The organism is Variovorax sp. FG153 (genome assembly GCF_057809595.1).
Genome location: NZ_JBMDKG010000012.1, coordinates 151,147 through 168,985 on the forward strand (window position 1 = coordinate 151,147; position 17,839 = coordinate 168,985).

Annotated in this window: 16 protein-coding genes and 1 tRNA gene; 7 read left to right on the forward strand and 10 right to left on the reverse strand. The window is 64.4% G+C overall.

Annotated features, from left to right (window positions below; translation table 11 throughout):
* Window positions 1–22: 22 nt before the first annotated feature.
* The 4 genes from ACODT0_RS15915 to ACODT0_RS15930 form a co-directional block, all read right to left on the reverse strand.
* Complete coding sequence (locus ACODT0_RS15915; protein WP_489041693.1) at window positions 23–1,960, reverse strand: hypothetical protein; 1,938 nt, start codon at window positions 1,958–1,960, stop codon at window positions 23–25.
* 633 nt (window positions 1,961–2,593) lie between these two features.
* Window positions 2,594–5,749 (reverse strand): YjbH domain-containing protein, encoded by a 3,156-nt coding sequence (locus ACODT0_RS15920; protein ID WP_489041694.1) that lies wholly within the window; start codon window positions 5,747–5,749, stop codon window positions 2,594–2,596.
* A complete protein-coding gene (locus ACODT0_RS15925) occupies window positions 5,698–6,465 on the reverse strand; it encodes a YjbF family lipoprotein (RefSeq protein ID WP_479671804.1) in 768 nt (255 codons plus the stop codon). The genes ACODT0_RS15920 and ACODT0_RS15925 overlap by 52 nt, the downstream gene beginning before the upstream one ends.
* Complete coding sequence (locus tag ACODT0_RS15930) at window positions 6,465–6,725, reverse strand: hypothetical protein (protein WP_261209927.1); 261 nt, start codon at window positions 6,723–6,725, stop codon at window positions 6,465–6,467. The genes ACODT0_RS15925 and ACODT0_RS15930 overlap by 1 nt, the downstream gene beginning before the upstream one ends.
* A gap of 391 nt (window positions 6,726–7,116) precedes the next feature.
* Here ACODT0_RS15930 and ACODT0_RS15935 point away from each other — a divergent pair, with 391 nt between their 5' ends.
* The 7 genes from ACODT0_RS15935 to ACODT0_RS15965 all read left to right on the forward strand — a co-directional run bounded on the left by ACODT0_RS15935 (window position 7,117) and on the right by ACODT0_RS15965 (window position 12,384).
* Window positions 7,117–7,842, forward strand: a complete 726-nt coding sequence (locus tag ACODT0_RS15935; protein WP_479671805.1) for a LuxR C-terminal-related transcriptional regulator — start codon at window positions 7,117–7,119, stop codon at window positions 7,840–7,842.
* A 191-nt stretch (window positions 7,843–8,033) separates the two neighbouring features.
* Entirely contained in the window at window positions 8,034–8,651 is a 618-nt protein-coding gene (gene petA / locus ACODT0_RS15940; protein WP_057596962.1) for a ubiquinol-cytochrome c reductase iron-sulfur subunit, read from the forward strand.
* A 14-nt stretch (window positions 8,652–8,665) separates the two neighbouring features.
* Window positions 8,666–10,102, forward strand: a complete 1,437-nt coding sequence (locus tag ACODT0_RS15945) for a cytochrome b (RefSeq protein ID WP_261209932.1) — start codon at window positions 8,666–8,668, stop codon at window positions 10,100–10,102.
* A gap of 29 nt (window positions 10,103–10,131) precedes the next feature.
* Window positions 10,132–10,908, forward strand: coding sequence for a cytochrome c1 (locus tag ACODT0_RS15950; RefSeq protein WP_261209935.1), 777 nt, complete (start codon window positions 10,132–10,134; stop codon window positions 10,906–10,908).
* A 95-nt stretch (window positions 10,909–11,003) separates the two neighbouring features.
* Window positions 11,004–11,615: a glutathione S-transferase N-terminal domain-containing protein gene (locus tag ACODT0_RS15955; RefSeq protein ID WP_057596959.1), complete on the forward strand. Its 612-nt coding sequence runs from the start codon at window positions 11,004–11,006 to the stop codon at window positions 11,613–11,615.
* A gap of 45 nt (window positions 11,616–11,660) precedes the next feature.
* Window positions 11,661–12,251 carry a ClpXP protease specificity-enhancing factor gene (locus ACODT0_RS15960; protein WP_261209938.1) on the forward strand — a complete coding sequence of 197 codons (591 nt, stop codon included), beginning with the start codon at window positions 11,661–11,663 and terminating at the stop codon, window positions 12,249–12,251.
* 57 nt (window positions 12,252–12,308) lie between these two features.
* Window positions 12,309–12,384 (forward strand) — tRNA-Thr (locus ACODT0_RS15965).
* Window positions 12,385–12,415: 31 nt separating this feature from the next.
* Here ACODT0_RS15965 and ACODT0_RS15970 read toward each other — a convergent pair.
* The 6 genes from ACODT0_RS15970 to ACODT0_RS15995 all read right to left on the reverse strand — a co-directional run.
* On the reverse strand, window positions 12,416–12,745 hold the full coding sequence (locus tag ACODT0_RS15970; RefSeq protein WP_489041695.1) for a hypothetical protein: 330 nt from the start codon (window positions 12,743–12,745) through the stop codon (window positions 12,416–12,418).
* A 30-nt stretch (window positions 12,746–12,775) separates the two neighbouring features.
* Window positions 12,776–13,180: a hypothetical protein gene (locus ACODT0_RS15975; RefSeq protein ID WP_489041696.1), complete on the reverse strand. Its 405-nt coding sequence runs from the start codon at window positions 13,178–13,180 to the stop codon at window positions 12,776–12,778.
* 32 nt (window positions 13,181–13,212) lie between these two features.
* The gene (locus tag ACODT0_RS15980) at window positions 13,213–14,673 is read right to left on the reverse strand and encodes a hypothetical protein (RefSeq protein ID WP_489041697.1); all 1,461 of its coding nucleotides are present in this window, start codon (window positions 14,671–14,673) and stop codon (window positions 13,213–13,215) included.
* Window positions 14,673–14,903, reverse strand: coding sequence for a hypothetical protein (locus ACODT0_RS15985; RefSeq protein ID WP_489041698.1), 231 nt, complete (start codon window positions 14,901–14,903; stop codon window positions 14,673–14,675). Before ACODT0_RS15985 ends, ACODT0_RS15980 begins: the two co-directional genes overlap by 1 nt.
* The gene (locus ACODT0_RS15990) at window positions 14,903–16,225 is read right to left on the reverse strand and encodes a hypothetical protein (RefSeq protein ID WP_489041699.1); all 1,323 of its coding nucleotides are present in this window, start codon (window positions 16,223–16,225) and stop codon (window positions 14,903–14,905) included. Before ACODT0_RS15990 ends, ACODT0_RS15985 begins: the two co-directional genes overlap by 1 nt.
* 2 nt (window positions 16,226–16,227) lie before the next feature.
* A partial coding sequence (locus ACODT0_RS15995; RefSeq protein WP_489041700.1) for an LVIVD repeat-containing protein occupies window positions 16,228–17,839 on the reverse strand: 1,612 nt, incomplete at its 5' end.

Consider the following 17,839-nt stretch of genomic DNA (forward strand, 5'->3'; position numbering starts at 1 on the left):
GCGGCGGTGTTTGGTGCGCCTTTCAAGCGGGTGCATTATAGAGGGGCCGATGATAAACAATTCCATTGATCCGAACTATTTCATAGGCCGCCGGTTTCTCTGGAAGCGCGGCTGATGAGCCTGATGCACCGACTTGGCTAGTGGTCGGCGATGCTTTCGCGGTCATCATTCCGGAGAGGGAGGAGTTGCGCATATTTCCAGCCGTAGCTTGCCGCTGTGCTGCAAAGGGTGAGAAGTTAGATATTGGATTGCGGCTTACATCAAATGTGTTGCCTACGATAACGTTTGAGAATGTGGCTGAAATAGAGTTATCGAAATAGTAGCCATCTTGAAATCCAACCATTACGCAGCCTACACTAGAAAAATTACCGATCGACTGGTTTAGACGAATTGATGGCCCGGCGTTTGAATCAGCGTGGAAAACGTTGGTGGAAATGGCAACATTTCGAGCATGCACAAACTCCATTGACGACGTCCGTGACGAAAAAAAATTCGCGGCGGCAATGACATCGAAAGCGCCGGCGGCAGCACCTGATGCATATCCCGCAGCGGCGCTGTTTCGACGATTTCCGAAGCACATAAAGCTTTCGCTGATATTGGTGTGGTAGTATGGGCGAGTAAGGTTGTTGGCTACTCCATGAACGTAACTTCCTACGTGAACATTTCCGGAAGAAGTCACGCTTCTGCAATTGATGGATTCTTCAAAGTAGTTAATGGCGCCGGACACGTAATTGTCTCGCGTGACCAAATTACCTCCGTAGGCAGAAGCCATGGCGAACATGCCATCGCTGATCATGGAAGCGGGATCGGCTGAGACCCAAGTCGAATCGACCACATTGCCGCTGAACATGGTCAGGCTGTCAAGATTTGCCTGCGATTTCAATGCGCGCTTCCCTACATTGCGAAAGCGGCATCGGTCTACCCATGCATCATGCTTGAACGTCCCATCGTTTTGGACAACCACCGCATCGGCATCCTCGAAGACTGGCGTCCCTGAAGAATTTACAGTGTGAATGTTTTCGAATAGAGTGCCACCATGTACGTGTAGCATTCCAAGGTGCTTGCTACCAGTTGCATAGATGGCACGGACGGCCCCTTGCGCATCGCCGATGTTGCCATTCCCAAGCGCCGTAATATTCGTAAAGGAGCCACCTTCTATGGTTGCATCGAAGCAGTTGACCATATTTAGAAAGCGAGTTGTGGATCTATTTGCGTTATGCTGCCTAATCCCTGATGTTCGTGTCAAAACTACCGAAGCATAGCCAGAGATTTGCAGTGTGACTGCTCGCGTTTGGCCTTGGGAAGAGCCTGCGTCGAATGTAATGTCGTTGAAGCGGGCTGTTTGATCGGCGCTGCCAATACAGATTAATCCAGGTGTGCCTGAGAAGTTGAAGACCAACTGCGCATTTCCCATCAGCCAAATTGAGCCAGTCCGTTTTAATCCTGCCATGAAGGTGTATGTTGCCCCGTCAGCTAGCAACAGGGCGCCGGAAACAGCGAGGGCAGCGTTAAAAGCGGAGGAGTCATCTGGACCACCGTTTGCGCCGAACATCTCAGGCCGAAGTGGGCCTGTACAATCGCGTTTCCAGCGGCGCCTAATGGCGTCGACGATGACGGTGCCGCCATTGTCAGGCGATGACACGTCGGAAGGGTCTAACCAAAATTGCCCGGAAATCCCGCTAGCGGTAATGCGAATGCCAGATGCTCTACCCTTGTAGGCACGAAGAGCCGTGAAATCTCGCATGGGTCGCACGCTGTCGAGAACCGCCTGCGCTGATGCGCCGTCATAGCCGATTTGCGCCGCGCCTTTTGCTCCGTCAATCGTATTGTTAAAATCGGCGAGCCGTTGTTTGATTTCCGTGTCGCCCCGCAACGAGAAGCCGTTCGGCGTTTCATTCGGGGAGGCATTTGAGCCAGTCGGGATGAAGAGCCCGCTGAGTAATAAATTTCTGCGCTGCATGGAGTAAGTCTTTCCTGTCCGGCCTGGGCAAAGCATGCAAGAAGCACGATTGACTGCGTCGGCGCCACTATTTTGCGTCGTTCGTCTCAGCAGTCCCGTCCTAGGAGTGGATCATTCTGTAGGGTGATGAGAAGAGTCATCAATGGAATCTATATGATCTGTACCATCCTAATTAAGCATAACTACTCGGGCCGGGGGGCAGAATCACTTGCGTGCGCTAGCCTCGTCCGGCACGCCGACGAACGCCGCTGCATTTGCAGTATCGCCGCGAGGGCCGCGATGCAGTTGATGAGAGCGATTGGCTCTGATTTTGGAGGCTTCCGAGCTTAGATGGGTCGCGGTGAGCCCCGACGTGCCGTATTCGTGTAAGGCCGCGGTGCTGCAAGGTGATCAGTCCCGCCACGGTTGTCCACGCATCAACTGACAACATCGCGCTAGCGGCGGCTGAGCGTTATTTCGATCAGGCGCTGGCCAGTAGTTGTTCGACCGAGCCATAAAACGCGACTATATTCCGTTCCGGTCCAAGCCAATGGCAAGGCCCAGAATTAAGCACTTGCCTTGCAGGCTCTGGCGTCGGAGGTCTTTTCCAAGCCAAGGACGACTTGAAATTTGTAAATCCCGGGAGCACGCCGCTTAACGGGCGCCTTCGAAATTCAAGATATTGTCCCCCGCCCGAGGCGGACTGCTCTCCGGAGCCCCGATCGAGAAGGACTTCGGATCCCTGATCGACGTCATGTCGTACAGCGGATTGATCCGGCCCAGCTTCGCGCCACCATCCCGAATGAGCGGGGACCAGTTGAAAGCCGCCGTGAACTTGCTCGACTTCGGCAGGAAGGCATCGAAAGGCACTGCCACGTAGATGCCCTTGTCGAAGCTGCCTTCGCCGAACTCACGCGACGACACGTTCGTCTTCGTCGCGTAGGCGCCGAGCACCACGCCGTTGTCGAAGCTCTTGCTGACGTTGAGCGTGACGCCCTTGTCACCCGCAAGGTACTGACCCACGCTGATGGTTGCGCGAACGCCGTTCCAGCCCGTGTCCCAATACAGGGTGGCGTGGCCCGTGTTGACCTTGTAGTCACGCAGGCCAAAGTCTTGGGCAAAGTCGCGCTGCCGCACATGGTTGATGTCGATACCGAAAGCGACACGACTGCGTGACGGGCGGTAGAGCCATTCGGCCCCGACACCTGCGAACATGGGCTCGAGTGCACCGCCGTAAACGCTGTAGTACTGATCCTCAGCGAGCCGGCCCACATGGGTGAGTTGGAACACCGGCATCGTCAGCCGCTTCGTCGTCGCGTATTCGCGCTGGAACGTCCGTACGCGCGGCAGATTGCTGGGCGCGGTGTAGGTGAACTTGTCGAAGTTGTCGAACATGCGCCAGTTGAGGGCGCCGTTGAACCAGGTGCTGTCGGTGAATCGGTACTCGAGAACCGCTTGGATGCCGATCTGGTAGAGCAGGAAGGCGTCCGGGCCGCCGACGATCTGCGTGGTGCTGGGCGTGATGCCGAAGGTGTAGCGCTCACGCTTGCGTTCCCACGGAGCCATAGGTGCGGGCGCCGCAGCCATGGCTGTGTCCGTCGAAGAGGCATCTGCCGCATTCTGCGGTGAATTGACGGGAGCACTTGCCGCCGTTGCAACCACTGCCGGCAGGGGCTGCATGTCTTCGCTGCTATCGACGTTCGGCGCGTACTCACGCTGGCCAACTGCGCGCTTCTCGCTGGGGGTCATCGCCTTGTAGTGCTCGTTGACCCACTCGTCGCGGTTGATCACCTGCGCGTGCAGCGAAAGTCCGCGTTCGCGGTAGTGGAGCACGAAGTACTTGATCGAAGCCGGCGCATCGCGATGCAGCAATGCAGTGATGGTCTCGACGCGGGCTTCGCGATAGACGGTCATGCTCTCGCTGATCCAGACATGGAGCTTGTCGCCCTGTGGAGCGATGCGCTGCACGGTCCACTCGGTGCGAGCTTCGATGTCGGCTGCGGTCGTCGGCCAGCCAGGCGATGCTTTGGGCGCTTCAGGTGTGAAGCGCGGTAGCGGTGCATCGGCCACCTTGGGGGACCGGAGCTTGGCAAGGTTGGTCGAGAGCGACACACCGAGCATGACCTTGTCGCCACGTTCGAAGCCCAGCGAGAAGGAAACAGCCGGCGAGTAACGATACTCGAGGCCCACGTTGAAAGGGGTGCGCTGGCGCTGATTGATGCCCGACGGCTCGTGCTGATAGTCGTTGCCGTCGTATTCGAGCTTCAGGGTCAGCGGATCCCATGGGGTGCGCCATTCGACACCGCCGAAAAGCGCTGAGGGTCCGCGGAAGAAGCTGTTGAAGTTGGCCTGGCCTCCGGTCGAGGCGGTGCTGCCGGGGCGCGTTCTGAAGCGATTGCTGATCGCGATCAACGGATTCTTGATGTTGCCGCTGCTGCCCATGTAGCCCCAGCCGATGCCGAGGCTGAAATCGAAGTCGCCGTAGCGCTTGCTGGCGACGAGATATTCGGAAGAGAACAGGCCGGTACCGCCGAAGTCGCGGAAGCCAAGGGCGAGTTCCGGCACGTAGGCCGACTCCTTGGCGAGCCGGACCTTGAAATCGATACTCTTGTCCTTGTTCGATTGGCCTGTGGTACTGGCCGCGTAGGCTTGGTTGCTGATCGAGGTATAGCGAAAGCCGGCTTCGAACCACTCCAGCGGCTGGAACATGAAGTTCAGCCGCGAGTAGGGATAGACGTTGGTGAACGAAAACCGGAAGTCGCCGAGCTCGCCCATACGGGCCGTGGGCGTCTGCAGGAGGCCGGTTTCGCCCCAGTCGTTGGTGCTGGTCCTGAAGGCCTTGGGGGTGGACACGGGCTCGGGCAGCACGGAGCGGACCGGCGCGTAGTGGGCGGGCGCGGTGTCTTTTCCGGCGCCGAGACTCGTGGTCAGTGGTGGGCGCTTCTCGGGAGCGGTAGTCAGCGTGGCCGTATCGAGCGCCGCGGCATCCAGCGCCTGGGGCGACGGTCCCTGGGTCGCCAGGAACTTGATCATCCCCTCCGAGGCCGCGACCAGGTCCGGCATCTGTCGAGGCGCGGCCCAGATCCAGGAGCCGGGCGCGGGTTCATCGGAGGGCTGGGCGTTCCAGGGGGCCACACCGACGCGCGCCGTGCGGCCGTCGGGCTGTGCCACCCAGGCCCAATCCGCGGTGGGCAGGTCGCAGGCCTTTGCATAGTCCCAGGCGCTGCGCCCGGCCTCGTGCCGGACATGGCAAAGCTCGCCGTTGGGGCGCACCACGGCAATGGTCTTCAATTCTCGCGGTCCAGGCACGAGCTGCTGGCCGGCCGACAGCACGGGATCTTCTGCGGGATGTGTTTCCAGCCATCGAGGATCGACGATGCCGAGGGCTACGCGTCCGGTCACCGGCAAGCCTTGTAGCCAGGTGATCAGGGCAAGCCGGTCGACCTGGCTCTCGCGTGAGGCGCGGCGGGCTTCGGCTTCGAGGCGAACCAGCAGTGTGTTCTTTAGGAACTGCTGGGCCAGCCGCTCCTCGGGGACGCGCCACGAGAGCCCGGGGGAGGCCGTTTCCGGTGGCTGCCGCAGCAACCATGTGCTGAATCGTTCGCCGGCGCGGACATCGGTGTCGGAGCGGGGCGTCTGGTCGTTCGAATTCGCCGGCATCGCTTGCTGTGCCCATGCGCCGCATGTGACGACCAGTGCGCACGCCGCCGCGATGTGACGAGGCCAGTAGGAATGCCGGGGATGCGGACCTCGGGAGGTCATGTCCCAGCGCTCGCCGGGGCGCCGGCTACCGGCGTGGGGGGTGTCCACCGCTCGAAGCTCATACACAGATTGTTGGAGATGCACTGCTCGGAATAGATGACAACAGGTGTGCCTGTCTTGTACGAGATTCCGAACCGGGCGGTAGGGAGCGAGCCAGTCGCTGGGCGCGAGACGCTGCGCTCCTCGTACCACTGTAGCGACTTCGGGTCCGCGCCCGCGATGGCTGTGTCGCCGGGCGCCGGGATGGAAATGCGGGTAATCTCGTCACTGATGCCGAATCGATAGCCTGGCATAACGTCGCGCTCGCGCACATAGTGCTGCGCGATGGGCGCATTGCCGGGTGTCGAGGCAACTGCAGGCCAGGCGGGCCAATCGGCGATGCGAACGGCGCGCCAATCCGTGGTGAGCCCGGTAGTGCCGACCAGGCGACCGTTCTGCAGTCGCACGACTTCACCGCCACCGCTGTACCAGACCTCGACGGTGCCTTCCGGCCGCGGGTCCAGATAGCCGAGCACCATATAGATGGTGCGACCCGAGATATTGGCTCTCAGGTAAGCAAAATTGGGATTGAAATTCGGTGTGGCTGCAGACGGCTGCCCCCGATAGAGCGCGCGTGCCGTCTCCACAATGGCCGAAGAACCGGAAGAACAACCGCCAACGCCCAAAAAAAACGTTGCCCAAAGGCAACATTTAATAAGTCGCGTGGCGATACCGACGCGGGGACCTTTCAGCGAGTGCCCTCCGTCTAGGAGGGCTCGCAACATCAGCGGTGAGTGCCGGTGGTGCCAGTCGTGCCGGTACCAGGGATCAGGCCGAAGCCGCCGCCCGAATTGCCGCCATTGCCGCTCACGGCGGCGACGAAGACGGCTGCACCTGCGCCAGCGGCAACCCACTGTTCGGTCGTCAGTCCGCCTTGGGCGTTGTTTGTGGCGGCATTGCCGCCGGCGGGAGCGCCTTGAGCGAACGCGGAAGAAGCCGCCAGAGCGGAAAGGGCGACAGCTGCAACCAGTTTGGTGGTCTTCATAAGGGATCCTCTCAAAGATTTTTATGCAATCGCGTCGAGGGTAGCAGTATTGAAAGTGGGTAGCAACCCGCTTGCACTTGGTTTCTTCTTTCTGAAGAAGTCATGGCGGCGATCGTGAAAAGGTTACGGATGTGATGTTACGTAGCAACGACCGCGATGTCGGCCGTAACGAGGCCTCCAAAAGGCCTCCAGTCCACCGGGTTCCGGGGGCATTCAAGTCGAGTGCCTTCGAAAAAATCCAATGAAATCAACAGTGTGGGCGATCTCATGGCCGCGCTGGCTCTGGGGTGGCACGCGCAGGCATCGATCCTGCGTTTGCGTAAACCAACGTTAACTTTTTTCAGACCCGCAACCCAGTTGCCGCATCGGGAGATTCAAGGTGGAAATTCTGTTGGAAAAGACCGACGCCAGCGTGATGGCGAGGAATTCGAAGTTCCAGAGCGTGCTGATCGTCCACGACGATCTTCAAGTGACCGAGCGCCTGCGCAGCGTCGTGTCCGTGCTCGAGCCGCGGGCCCGTGTGCTGGTCGCCCGTTCGTGCGCGCAGGCTCGCGAGATCCTGGCCCGCAGTTCCTGCGCGCTGGCGCTGATCGGCATGGACCTGCCCGAGGACGGCGGCGTCTCGACGATCCTGCATCTGCGCGAAGCGCACCCGCACATGGAGCGCATCGCCGTCTCGGCGCTGCCCGACACGCAGCGCGTGCGCGCCGCGGTGTCGGCCGGGGTGGCGGGCTACCTGCTCACCGATGCGCTCGACACCGAGCTGGTCTTCCTGCTGCGCTCGCTCGAGCGCGGCGGTGCGGCCATGGATCCGCGTGTTGCCCGCTGCGTGCTCGAACGCATGTTCGGCACCGCACGCCGCGCGCCGGCCAGCAGCAGCACGCAAGTACCGTCGGCGGCTGCCGAAACCGAGGCGCCGAAGTCCGTGCTGTCGGTCAGCGAGCTCAAGGTGCTGAACCTGATCGCGCAGGGCTGGAGCAATCGGCAGATCGCCGAGGCCTTCTATCTCTCGATCAACACGATCGAGTTCCATGCCAAGAGCATCTACCGCAAGCTCGCGGTCAAGTCGCGCACGCAAGCCGTTCGCGAAGCGATGCAGCACGGCCTGCTGAACTGAATCTCCCCTCGTGAAACGCCCGCGGCGACGAGCCGCGGGCGTTTTCGCGTGCGCGCCTTCCGCGCCCCGCCGATGTCGGATCGGAGCGTCATTCGCGCGACCGCACGGTCTTGCAACCGTTGAATTCGCACGTTGCGCCCCGCTACAATCGTCGGTTGACCCTGCTCCAGCGAAGAAGATAGAGGATCCCCATGAGTGACATGACCGCCGGCTCCCCCCGGATCGACACAAGCAAGCGGACCTGGTTGATCGCGTCCGGCTGTGCCGGTGCAGTGGGAGGCGTGGCCACCGCGATTCCCTTTGTCAGCACGTTCCAGCCCTCCGAAAAGGCCAAGGCCGCCGGCGCTGCCGTCGAGGTCGACATCTCCGGCCTGAAGGTCGGCGAGAAAGTCACCGTCGAGTGGCGCGGCAAGCCGGTTTGGATCCTCAAGCGCTCGCCCGAGCAGGTCGCCGAGCTCCCGAAGCTCGATGCGCAGCTCGCGGACCCGCAGTCCAAGCGTCATCCCGACGAATTCACCCCCAAGTACGCCCAGAACGAGCACCGCTCGATCAAGCCCGACGTGCTGGTCGTGGTCGGCATCTGCACCCACCTCGGCTGCTCGCCGGTGGACCGCCTGCAGGCCGGCCCGCAGCCCTCGCTGCCCAACGACTGGGAAGGCGGCTTCCTCTGCCCTTGCCACGGTTCCACGTTCGACCTGGCCGGCCGCGTCTTCAAGAACAAGCCCGCGCCCGACAACCTGCCTGTGCCGCCGCACATGTACCTGTCGGACACCAAGCTCCTGATCGGTGAAGACTCCAAGAAGGCCTGAGGCAGAAGAAGAACATGGCTGAATTCCACGAAATCTCCCCCAACGCCCCGGCCAGCGCCAAGCTGCTGAACTGGGTCGACAACCGCTTCCCGCTGAGCAAGCTGTGGAACGACCAATGGGGCAAGTACTACGCGCCGAAGAACTTCAACTTCTGGTACATCTTCGGCTCGCTGGCGATGCTGGTCCTCGTGATCCAGATCGTCACCGGCATCTTCCTCGTGATGCACTACAAGCCCGACGCGAACCAGGCCTTCGCATCGGTCGAGTACATCATGCGCGACGTGCCATGGGGCTGGCTGATCCGCTACATCCACTCGACGGGCGCGTCCGCGTTCTTCGTGGTGGTCTACCTGCACATGTTCCGCGGCCTCATGTACGGCAGCTACCGCAAGCCGCGCGAACTGATCTGGGTGTTCGGCTGCGCGATCTTCCTGTGCCTGATGGCCGAAGCCTTCATGGGCTACCTGCTGCCATGGGGCCAGATGTCCTACTGGGGCGCCCAGGTGATCGTGAACCTGTTCGCCGCCATCCCGTTCATCGGCCCTGATCTGGCGCTGCTGATCCGCGGCGACTACGTGGTGAGCGACGCCACGCTCAACCGCTTCTTCAGCTTCCACGTGATTGCCGTGCCGCTGGTGCTGCTCGGCCTGGTGGTGGCCCACCTGATCGCGCTGCACGAAGTGGGTTCGAACAACCCCGACGGCATCGAGATCAAGGCCAAGCGCGGTGCCGACGGCCATCCGCTCGACGGCATCCCGTCGCACCCGTACTACACGGTGCACGACATCTTCGGCGTGGTGGTGTTCCTCACGATCTTCTCGGCGGTGATCTTCTTCGCCCCCGAAGCCGGCGGCTACTTCCTGGAGTACAACAACTTCATCCCGGCCGACTCGCTGAAGACGCCGAACCACATCGCGCCGGTCTGGTACTTCACGCCCTTCTATTCGATGCTGCGCGCGACCACCGACGACATGGTCAACGTGTTCTCGCTGATCATCGCCGCGGCCGCGATCTGGAACTTCGTCAAGGGCAAGTCGGGCGTGGCGCTCAAGGTCGCGATCATCGTCGTGGCTGCCGTGGCGATCTTCCTGCTCAAGACCTTCGACGCCAAGTTCTGGGGCGTGGTCGTGATGGGCGGCTCGGTCATCATCCTGTTCTTCCTGCCGTGGCTCGACCACAGCGAAGTCAAGTCGATCCGCTACCGTCCGGGCTGGCACAAGTACGTGTACGGCGTGTTCGTCTTCTTCTTCCTGATCCTAGGCTACCTCGGCATCCAGCCGCCCGGCGTCTGGGGCAATCTCGTGATCGGCTCGTTCGCGCTCGACATCGCGCAGACCATCTCGCAGATCGGCACGCTGTTCTATTTCGGTTTCTTCCTGCTGATGCCGTGGTGGAGCCGCAAGGGCGAGTTCAAGACGGTGCCCGACCGCGTGACCTTCGCCGCCCACTGACCAGCGCAAGACAGCTCGAGAGACACACGATGAAGAAAAGCATTTCCGGCTGGCTCGCGGCCCTGGGCTTGGCACTGGGCCTGACCTTCTCCGCGGCCGCTTCGGCCGAGTCCGGCGGCCTCGCCTGGGACAAGGCACCGAACAAGACGAACGATGTGGCCGCGCTGCAGAACGGCGCCAAGCTGTTCGTCAACTACTGCCTCAACTGCCACTCGGCCGCCTTCATGCGCTTCAACCGCCTGCAGGACATCGGCATCAGCGAGCAGCAGATCAAGGACAACCTTCTGTTCACGACCGAGAAGGTCGGCGAGACCATGAAGGCCAACATCGATGCGCGCCAGGCCAAGGAATGGTTCGGCACCACGCCGCCCGACCTGACGCTGGTCGCGCGTTCGCGCGCCGGCCACGGCGGCACCGGTGCCGACTACCTCTACACCTACCTGCGCACCTACTACCGCGACGACACCAAGGCCACCGGCTGGAACAACCTGGCCTTCCCGAGCGTGGCCATGCCGAACCCGCTGTGGGAGCTGCAGGGCGAGCGCCGTCCGGTCTACACCAAGGTCGAGCAGCATGGCCATGAGGTCGACGTGTTCGCCAACAAGTGGGAACAGGTCACGCCCGGCACCATGACCCCGCTGCAGTTCGACACCGCCGTGGGCGACCTGGTGAGCTACATGCAGTGGATGGCCGAGCCCGCGCAGAACACGCGCATCCGCATCGGTGTCTGGGTGCTGCTGTTCCTCGCGATGTCGGTGGTTTTCGTGTGGCGACTGAACGCCTCGTATTGGAAAGACGTCAAGTAGTTCCATCCTTGCCGACCGGAGCGTCAAGTGCGCCGGTCCCGTGGAGTGGGTTGCCAACGCGACCCACTCTTTTTGATTTTTAGGAGTCTTTCGCCATGATGGTGCTGTATTCAGGTACGACCTGCCCCTTTTCCCACCGCTGCCGCTTCGTGCTGTTCGAGAAGGGCATGGACTTCGAGATCCGCGATGTCGATCTCTACAACAAGCCTGAAGACATCAGCGTGATGAACCCCTACGGCCAGGTTCCGATCCTGGTCGAACGCGACCTGATCCTGTACGAGTCGAACATCATCAACGAGTACATCGACGAGCGCTTCCCGCATCCGCAGCTGATGCCCGGCGACCCGGTCGACCGCGCGCGCGTGCGCCTGTTCCTGCTCAACTTCGAGAAGGAGCTGTTCGTTCACGTGTCCACGCTCGAGAACCGCACCGCCAAGGGCAACGAGAAGGCGCTCGAGAAGGCACGCTCGCACATCCGCGACCGCCTCACGCAACTCGCCCCGGTGTTCCTCAAGAACAAGTACATGCTGGGCGACAACTTCTCCATGCTCGACGTGGCCATTGCGCCGCTGCTGTGGCGCCTGGACTACTATGGCATCGACCTCAGCAAGAACGCCGCGCCGCTCCTGAAGTACGCCGAACGCATCTTCTCGCGCCCGGCCTACATCGAAGCACTCACGCCCTCCGAAAAGGTCATGCGCAAGTAATCCTCGCGCAGGTCCGTTTTCCGCTTCGCTTCATCGCCGTCCTTCATGATCAACGCGCTCGAGTCGTCTTCCACCCGCCCGTACCTCATCCGGGCGCTGTACGAATGGTGCACCGACAACGGGTTCACGCCCTATGTCGCGGTGCAGGTCGACGACACCGTCCAGGTGCCGCGCGAGTACGTGAAGAACGGCGAGATCGTGCTGAACATCAGTTTCGACGCGACCAGCTCGCTGAAGCTCGGCAACGACTTCATCGAGTTCAAGGCCCGTTTCGCGGGCACGGCGCGCGAGATCAGCGTGCCCGTGGGCCGCGTGATTGCGATCTATGCGCGCGAGAACGGCCAGGGCATGGCCTTTCCCGCGCCGCCTCCCGCGGCCGATACCGGCATGGGACTCGACTCTCCGGCCGCCACGGGCGTGCCGGCGCCGGCGAGTCCCGTCCGTTCGGCACTGCGCGATGCCTCGCGCGGCGCTGGCGAGAGCGAGGCCAACCGGGTCGTGCACCTGGTGACGGCCGACGATGCGGGCAGCGACGTGACGGAGATCGGCGACGGCCCGGATGCCGACCCGACCGACGAGCCGCCGCGCCCTCCGGCCGGTGGCGGCGCGCGGCCTTCGCTCAAACGCATCAAGTAGTCGGCCCGGGCCCTGGTGGGGACCCCCACTAGAATCCGCTGCAGGTTTTTCTTTTCGGCCGCTTTAGCTCAGTTGGTAGAGCACCCGCCTTGTAAGCGGAAGGTCGTCCGTTCGATTCGGACAAGCGGCACCAAACACTCCCTCCCAAACCGGAATCGGCCCGCTCAGCGCTTGGGTTGTTCGCGCAGCCTCAGCACGAAGGTCTTCGCGTTCGGCACCAGGAAGAGGCGCCGTGCCTGCCAGCGTGCCTGCCGATGCGCCTCGAGCCAGGCGGCCGCATGCTCCAGTTCGGGTCCCTGCAGGTTCGCGGCGCCTTCGCGCTGCAGCCGGGTCCAGGCCTTGAAGCACTGGACCACGCGCGCCGAGCTGCCGAGTTGCGATTCGAGCTGAATGCGATAGGTGAAGCCGGCCACCATCGTGTCCTGTACGGTGACTTCCTCTCCCTGCACCTCGATGACATAGGGGCGCTCGCCGCCCAATGTTTCGACCGTCATGGGGGCCGAGTATGCCAACACGCCATGGCGTCATGGCCGGATCTCGAGAATGGCCACTTCGCGGTGGCTCTGGTCCTCGCCATGCAGGTGCAGCGGGTAGCGGCCCGCATGCAGCGCCGCGAGGCGCAGCGTGGCGGTCTGGCCCGCGGCCACCGGCACCATCTCCTGCATGTAGCCGTGGATCATCAGCTGGCCGGCCTGCGCCGAGCTCACGGCGATCGAGACGATGTCGCCGCGCGCGACGGGCAGCACCGGCAGCGGCGTGCCTTCGGCCTCGGCGGCCGCGCCGATCCGCACCTCGAACTGCGTGCCGGTGCGCGCGGGTGCCGCGGCGGACGTGGCCGGGTCGGTCGACGGTCGCGCCGCGAGATAGCCGAGCGCCAGCAGCGCGACGATGGCGAAGCCGCCGAGGGTGTAGATCAGTGAGGACTTCATGGCGGGTCGGGTGAGTGAAGGGGATGCGGCGCCTATCCCGCCAGCGGCAGCGAAAGAATCCACAGCCCCACGGCCGTCAGCGCGACCATCAGCAGCAGCATCGGCACCTGGCTCGCGAGCGCGCGGCCCGTGTGGCGAAAGATCCGCAGCGCCTCCGCATGGGCCAGCACCACGCTCGCGATATGCCCGGCCAGGATCAGCCCGACCTGGGTGTGCCAGACGATGTTGAGATCGATGATGCGCGGCGGCATCGCGGCGCGTGCCGTGCCGAACAGGTTCCAGCCCCGGCCCAGCGGATCGGACAAGAGCGGCAGCAACTGCGCGCCCTGGGACCACAGCAGCGTGTAGTAGTGGGTCGCGTGGTAGACGAAGGCGATCGGCACCAGCGTCAGTGCGAAGCGGCAGGCCAGCGCGCGCGTGGAGAGCTCGGAGGCCGCCACGCGCCGCGTGAGCGCGAGGAAGAACAGGTAGACGCCGTGATAGACCCAGGGCGAGAGGCACAGCGCCAGCCACTGCCAGCCATGGAACAGGCTGGCCGCCGTCGCATAGGGCTGGGCGCTGTGGGCCTTCACGGCCGGCTCGACCAGCGGATAGAGGGTCTTCCAGAACAGCCGGCTCCAGGGCCAGGTTTCGTGCGCGCCGTCGTAGGCGGTCGACGAGAGCATGAACAGGATGAACAGCACCAGGCTCACATGCCCCGGATGGCGCTCGAGCAGCCCCGACAGCGGCAGGCGCCAGCGCAGCGCCACGCCGCGGCAGCCGGCGCGCCGCCACGCGATCGGCGCCATGCGGCCCACGAGCGAGAGGAACAACCCGAAGAACTCGCCATGCCGGAACCAGGCCGCGCTGCCGAAGAGCCAGGCCATCGCCACGGTCAGCAGCGTGTAGGCGGTGAGCATCAGCGCCAGTTGCCGCGGCGTGCCGTGGCCGAACAGCTCGATCCAGATGAAGGCGATGTAGAGCGCCAGCGCCGGGTAGTAGGCGAGCCACGCGGGATAGGCGATGCGTCCGTCGAAGCAGATGCCGCAACGCGCGCGCAGCAGCTCGCAGAGCGTGCGCCACGGGTTGCAGAACACGAACAGGTCGCCGACGACCGCGGTGGCATAGGTCAGGCCCAGCACGAACACGATCCAGAACAGGGTCATGTTGAGGTTGCGGAACGGGTTGTCGGTGCCGAGGAAGCCGCAGGCGATGGTGAGCACGAGCAGGCCCACCGACAGGGAGCGCAGGCCCTGCACGACGAAGGCCGGGACGAACACATGCGTCCCCACGCGGCGCGCGTTCGGCGAGGTCTCGCTCCGCGCGGGCGGCACGGCCGCGAAGATCCCCACGATCACGAACGACAGCACCAGCGCCGCGGTCGCGCCATAGGCATACATCCAGAACGGCACCGGCAGCGTGTACTGCACGCCGAAGGAATGCGCGAACGTGAGGCCCGGCACGGCCGCGGCGGCGAGAAGAAGGGCGGGGCGGCAGCGGACGGGCGAACGCATCAGCGCGATGCCTTTCGCGGGTCGGCAACAGTGGCCGCGGACGACAAGGCCAGGGGTTGGACCGCCCCGGGCACATGGCAGACCTGCGTCTCCACCAGGTAGAGAAAGCGCGCATCGCGGTCCGCGCGCTCCAGCCCGAGCGCGAGCAGGCCCGCCAGTGCGGCCCAGGCGGCGGCCAGCAGCAGCGCGACCGCATGCCGGCCGATCCATCGGCGCGCATCCATCGCCATCAGTGATCCCTCACGCCCTGCAGCGAAACCACCGACCAGCGCCCCGCGCGGCGCTGCGCGACCAGCAGCAGCTCGTCGTAGGGCGCGTGCCGCAGCTTCGCGATCGCGAGCATCCGGGGCTCGCCATCCGCGAGCGCGGGCAGCGGCCGCACGATGTAGGGCAGCAGCGGCGGCGCATAGGACTCGATCGCCATGAGCGGAAAGAAGGCATCGGCCAGCCGCGGATAGCGCGCGTAGGCGGAGCGGTCGCGCGCGAGCGCATCGACGCGCTGCAATTGCGCGCGCGTGAGCGCGGATGGCGCATGCGCCAGCGCGGCCGCGGCGCCGTGATCGTGCAGGCGCCACAGGCGCAGCCGCGCCGCGAGGTCGCGCTGCGCGGGCGTGCCTTCGCCCTTGGCCAGGCCCAGCGCGGCGGCCGGATCGCCATCGCCGAGCCAGGCCGCGAAGAAGTCGTCGAAGAAGCGGTGCACCTCCTCGGGCACGCCATGCTGCGTGGAGGCCGCCTCCTGCAACCGCGGCAACCGGCGCCCCGACCAGGTCGCGGTCCAGGGCTGCGCGCCATCGGGCAGGCTGATGCCTTCGAGAAAGCCCGTGTCCTCCATGCCGTGCTCGTGGAACCACGCGGCCTTCGCCGCCTTGGTGGAAGCCGTCAGGAAGCCCCCGAGTTGCGCTTCGACGCGCGGCCAGTCGGCGACCACGCGCGGCGCGTCCGCGATCGGCGGATAGCGCTGCAGCCATTCGAAGCTCGCGCGCGCCATCGCGAGCGCGGCGGCCGGGCGCGCCGCGGTGAGGTCGGCGCGATGGGCCTGCTCGCCGCCCGAGGCCGCGGCCGGCGGCGGCGGATCGCAGGGCAGTCCCGCGATGGCGGGCGCGCCGATCCCGGCCGTGTCCGTTCCTTCATGGGCCGACGTATCCTGCAGCGGATGCAGCGCCTCGCCGAACTTGAGCAGCAGCAATCCGGCCTTCGGCCCCGCATCGCGCAGCAGCGTGCGCAGCGCCTCGGTCGAAGCCTCGCCGGCGCCGGGGGCGTGCAGGCGCCGCGCCGCGTGAGCCGCCTCCGCGCGGCCCTCGGCATCGGCGCCGGTGCAGGCGTACTCGGTCACGAGCAGCATCGTCTCCATCGCGCCGAAGTCCACGCGCTGGTTGCCGGTCGCGATCGCATCGGCCTGCGGCGCGCTGAAGCCCGCCTGCACCGCGAGCCAGCGCGTGAGGCCGAAATGCACGTCGGCCTCCCAGGCGGCGGCGGTGAGAGGCAGGCCGCTCGCCAGCATGGCGGCGGCGCCCATCCAAGCGCGCAGATATCGATCGAGGGTGCGCGTCATCGTCAGTTCTGCAGCATGGAAGGCGTGCTCTGCGCGAAGGGCCAGGTGTTCTCGGCAAACTTCAGCATCAGCAGGCCGTTGTCCTGGCACATGGTGGTCAACAGCTTGCGGTCGAAGTCGAAGTCCACGCGCGAGGCGCACCAGTCGGGTCCGCCACGACCAGCCCAGGACATCTGCCGGTGGATGGAGCCGGCGCGCGGCGCGGTCACGCCCGCGGGGTTGTAGTACGCGATCTCCTTGGGTCGCGCGGGATTGCGGATGTCGAACACGCGCACGCCCGAGTTGAAGTACGAGCAGGCCAGCGCCGTGCCGTTGTCGCGGTTGTCGACCGAGCAGTAGTGGCTGCCGTAGGTGAAGGTCGACAGGCCCGCGATGTCGGGCAGCACCTTGTCGCAGTTCGCGGGGTCGTGGGTCTCGAGCATCAGTTTCGACACCAGCACGGGCTTCTTCTCGTCGCTGATGTCGTAGATGCGTGCCATCGGATAGGGCGACAGCTTCGCCTCGCAGGCCAGCTTGGCGTTCGCGGTGTCGCTCAGGCCCGCGGCGCCGCCTTCGTCGACCATCACCAGGTGCGGCTTGCCCGCGATGGTCACGGGGATGGTGTGCTGCGCCACGCTGCCGTCCTTGAAGGTCGTGGTCGAGATCACCTTCATCTGCGCGTTGGGCACGCGCGCCTGTACTTCCGAGGTGTCGAGGATCAGGAAGCCGTTGAGGGTCTTCGCGTCGGGATCGAGCACCTCTTGCGCCGTGGGCGTGCCGGCCGACACCACATAGGCGCGCCTGCCGTCCTCGCTGACCGAGAGCCCGTGTGCGGTCACCGGGCCGATGGGGGCCATGTCGAACGCAGCCACCATCCGCGGCCGGGTCGAGTTCGTGATGTCGACCGCGTGGTAGCGCTGGCTCATGATGTCGCCGATGTAGTAGGTCAGGCCATCGGGCGACACGTTCCCTTCGTGCCCCCTCGGACTCTTCGGCGACTGGATGCCACCGTCCTTGCCGGTGCCCACCTCCATGCTCGCGAGCAGTTGCGGCGTGCGGCAATCGGCCGAAAGGTCGTAGATGTCGACCTCGGCGCCACCGAACAGGCCACTGTTGCCTCCGTTGTCGGCCAGCAGCAGCTGGCGCCGTGCATTCACGCGCAGCGATTCCCACGGGTCGATCATCGCGGCCGTGGTGAGCGACATCGAGCGCCACGGCCTGGCCGGGTCGGTGATGTCGATGACCGGCACGCCGGGGTTCACGCGTTCGAGCGGCTTGCCGCTGACGAAGCCGATCGGGTGCGCGGTCGCATGGTAGGCACAGGTGCGCCCACCAGGATCGCGGAAGAACGCCGACGACCAACTGCCGCCTTCGCCCTCGAACTGCCCGGCCAGCTTCAGGTTGCACGAGAAGCCCTTGAAGCCGGCCTGCCGCAGCGCCGCGGGCACCTGGCCCTGCAGCGCCGATTCGGGGCTGCCGCCCTCGGCGCAGACGGCCTTGGGCACCGTGAGCGGTGGCGGCACTTCGGTGACCGGTGACGGTGCGGGTGGCTCGACGATGCCCGTGGGCGGTGGTGGAAATGCCAGCACCGAAGTGCCGCCATCGCCGCCACCGCAGGCAGCGAGAAATGCCGTG

What these genes read in the sequence shown, in the direction of transcription:
- ACODT0_RS15955 (WP_057596959.1), top strand. Translation starts at nt 11,004, where the DNA reads ATGATGGTGCTGTATTCAGGTACGACCTGCCCCTTTTCCCACCGCTGC.
- ACODT0_RS15945 (WP_261209932.1), top strand. Translation starts at nt 8,666, where the DNA reads ATGGCTGAATTCCACGAAATCTCCCCCAACGCCCCGGCCAGCGCCAAG.
- ACODT0_RS15960 (WP_261209938.1), top strand. Translation starts at nt 11,661, where the DNA reads ATGATCAACGCGCTCGAGTCGTCTTCCACCCGCCCGTACCTCATCCGG.
- ACODT0_RS15950 (WP_261209935.1), top strand. Translation starts at nt 10,132, where the DNA reads ATGAAGAAAAGCATTTCCGGCTGGCTCGCGGCCCTGGGCTTGGCACTG.
- ACODT0_RS15970 (WP_489041695.1), bottom strand. Translation starts at nt 12,745, where the DNA reads ATGACGGTCGAAACATTGGGCGGCGAGCGCCCCTATGTCATCGAGGTG.
- ACODT0_RS15980 (WP_489041697.1), bottom strand. Translation starts at nt 14,673, where the DNA reads ATGCGTTCGCCCGTCCGCTGCCGCCCCGCCCTTCTTCTCGCCGCCGCG.
- ACODT0_RS15930 (WP_261209927.1), bottom strand. Translation starts at nt 6,725, where the DNA reads ATGAAGACCACCAAACTGGTTGCAGCTGTCGCCCTTTCCGCTCTGGCG.
- petA (WP_057596962.1), top strand. Translation starts at nt 8,034, where the DNA reads ATGAGTGACATGACCGCCGGCTCCCCCCGGATCGACACAAGCAAGCGG.
- ACODT0_RS15925 (WP_479671804.1), bottom strand. Translation starts at nt 6,465, where the DNA reads ATGTTGCGAGCCCTCCTAGACGGAGGGCACTCGCTGAAAGGTCCCCGC.
- ACODT0_RS15985 (WP_489041698.1), bottom strand. Translation starts at nt 14,903, where the DNA reads ATGGCGATGGATGCGCGCCGATGGATCGGCCGGCATGCGGTCGCGCTG.
- ACODT0_RS15915 (WP_489041693.1), bottom strand. Translation starts at nt 1,960, where the DNA reads ATGCAGCGCAGAAATTTATTACTCAGCGGGCTCTTCATCCCGACTGGC.
- ACODT0_RS15975 (WP_489041696.1), bottom strand. Translation starts at nt 13,180, where the DNA reads ATGAAGTCCTCACTGATCTACACCCTCGGCGGCTTCGCCATCGTCGCG.
- ACODT0_RS15990 (WP_489041699.1), bottom strand. Translation starts at nt 16,225, where the DNA reads ATGACGCGCACCCTCGATCGATATCTGCGCGCTTGGATGGGCGCCGCC.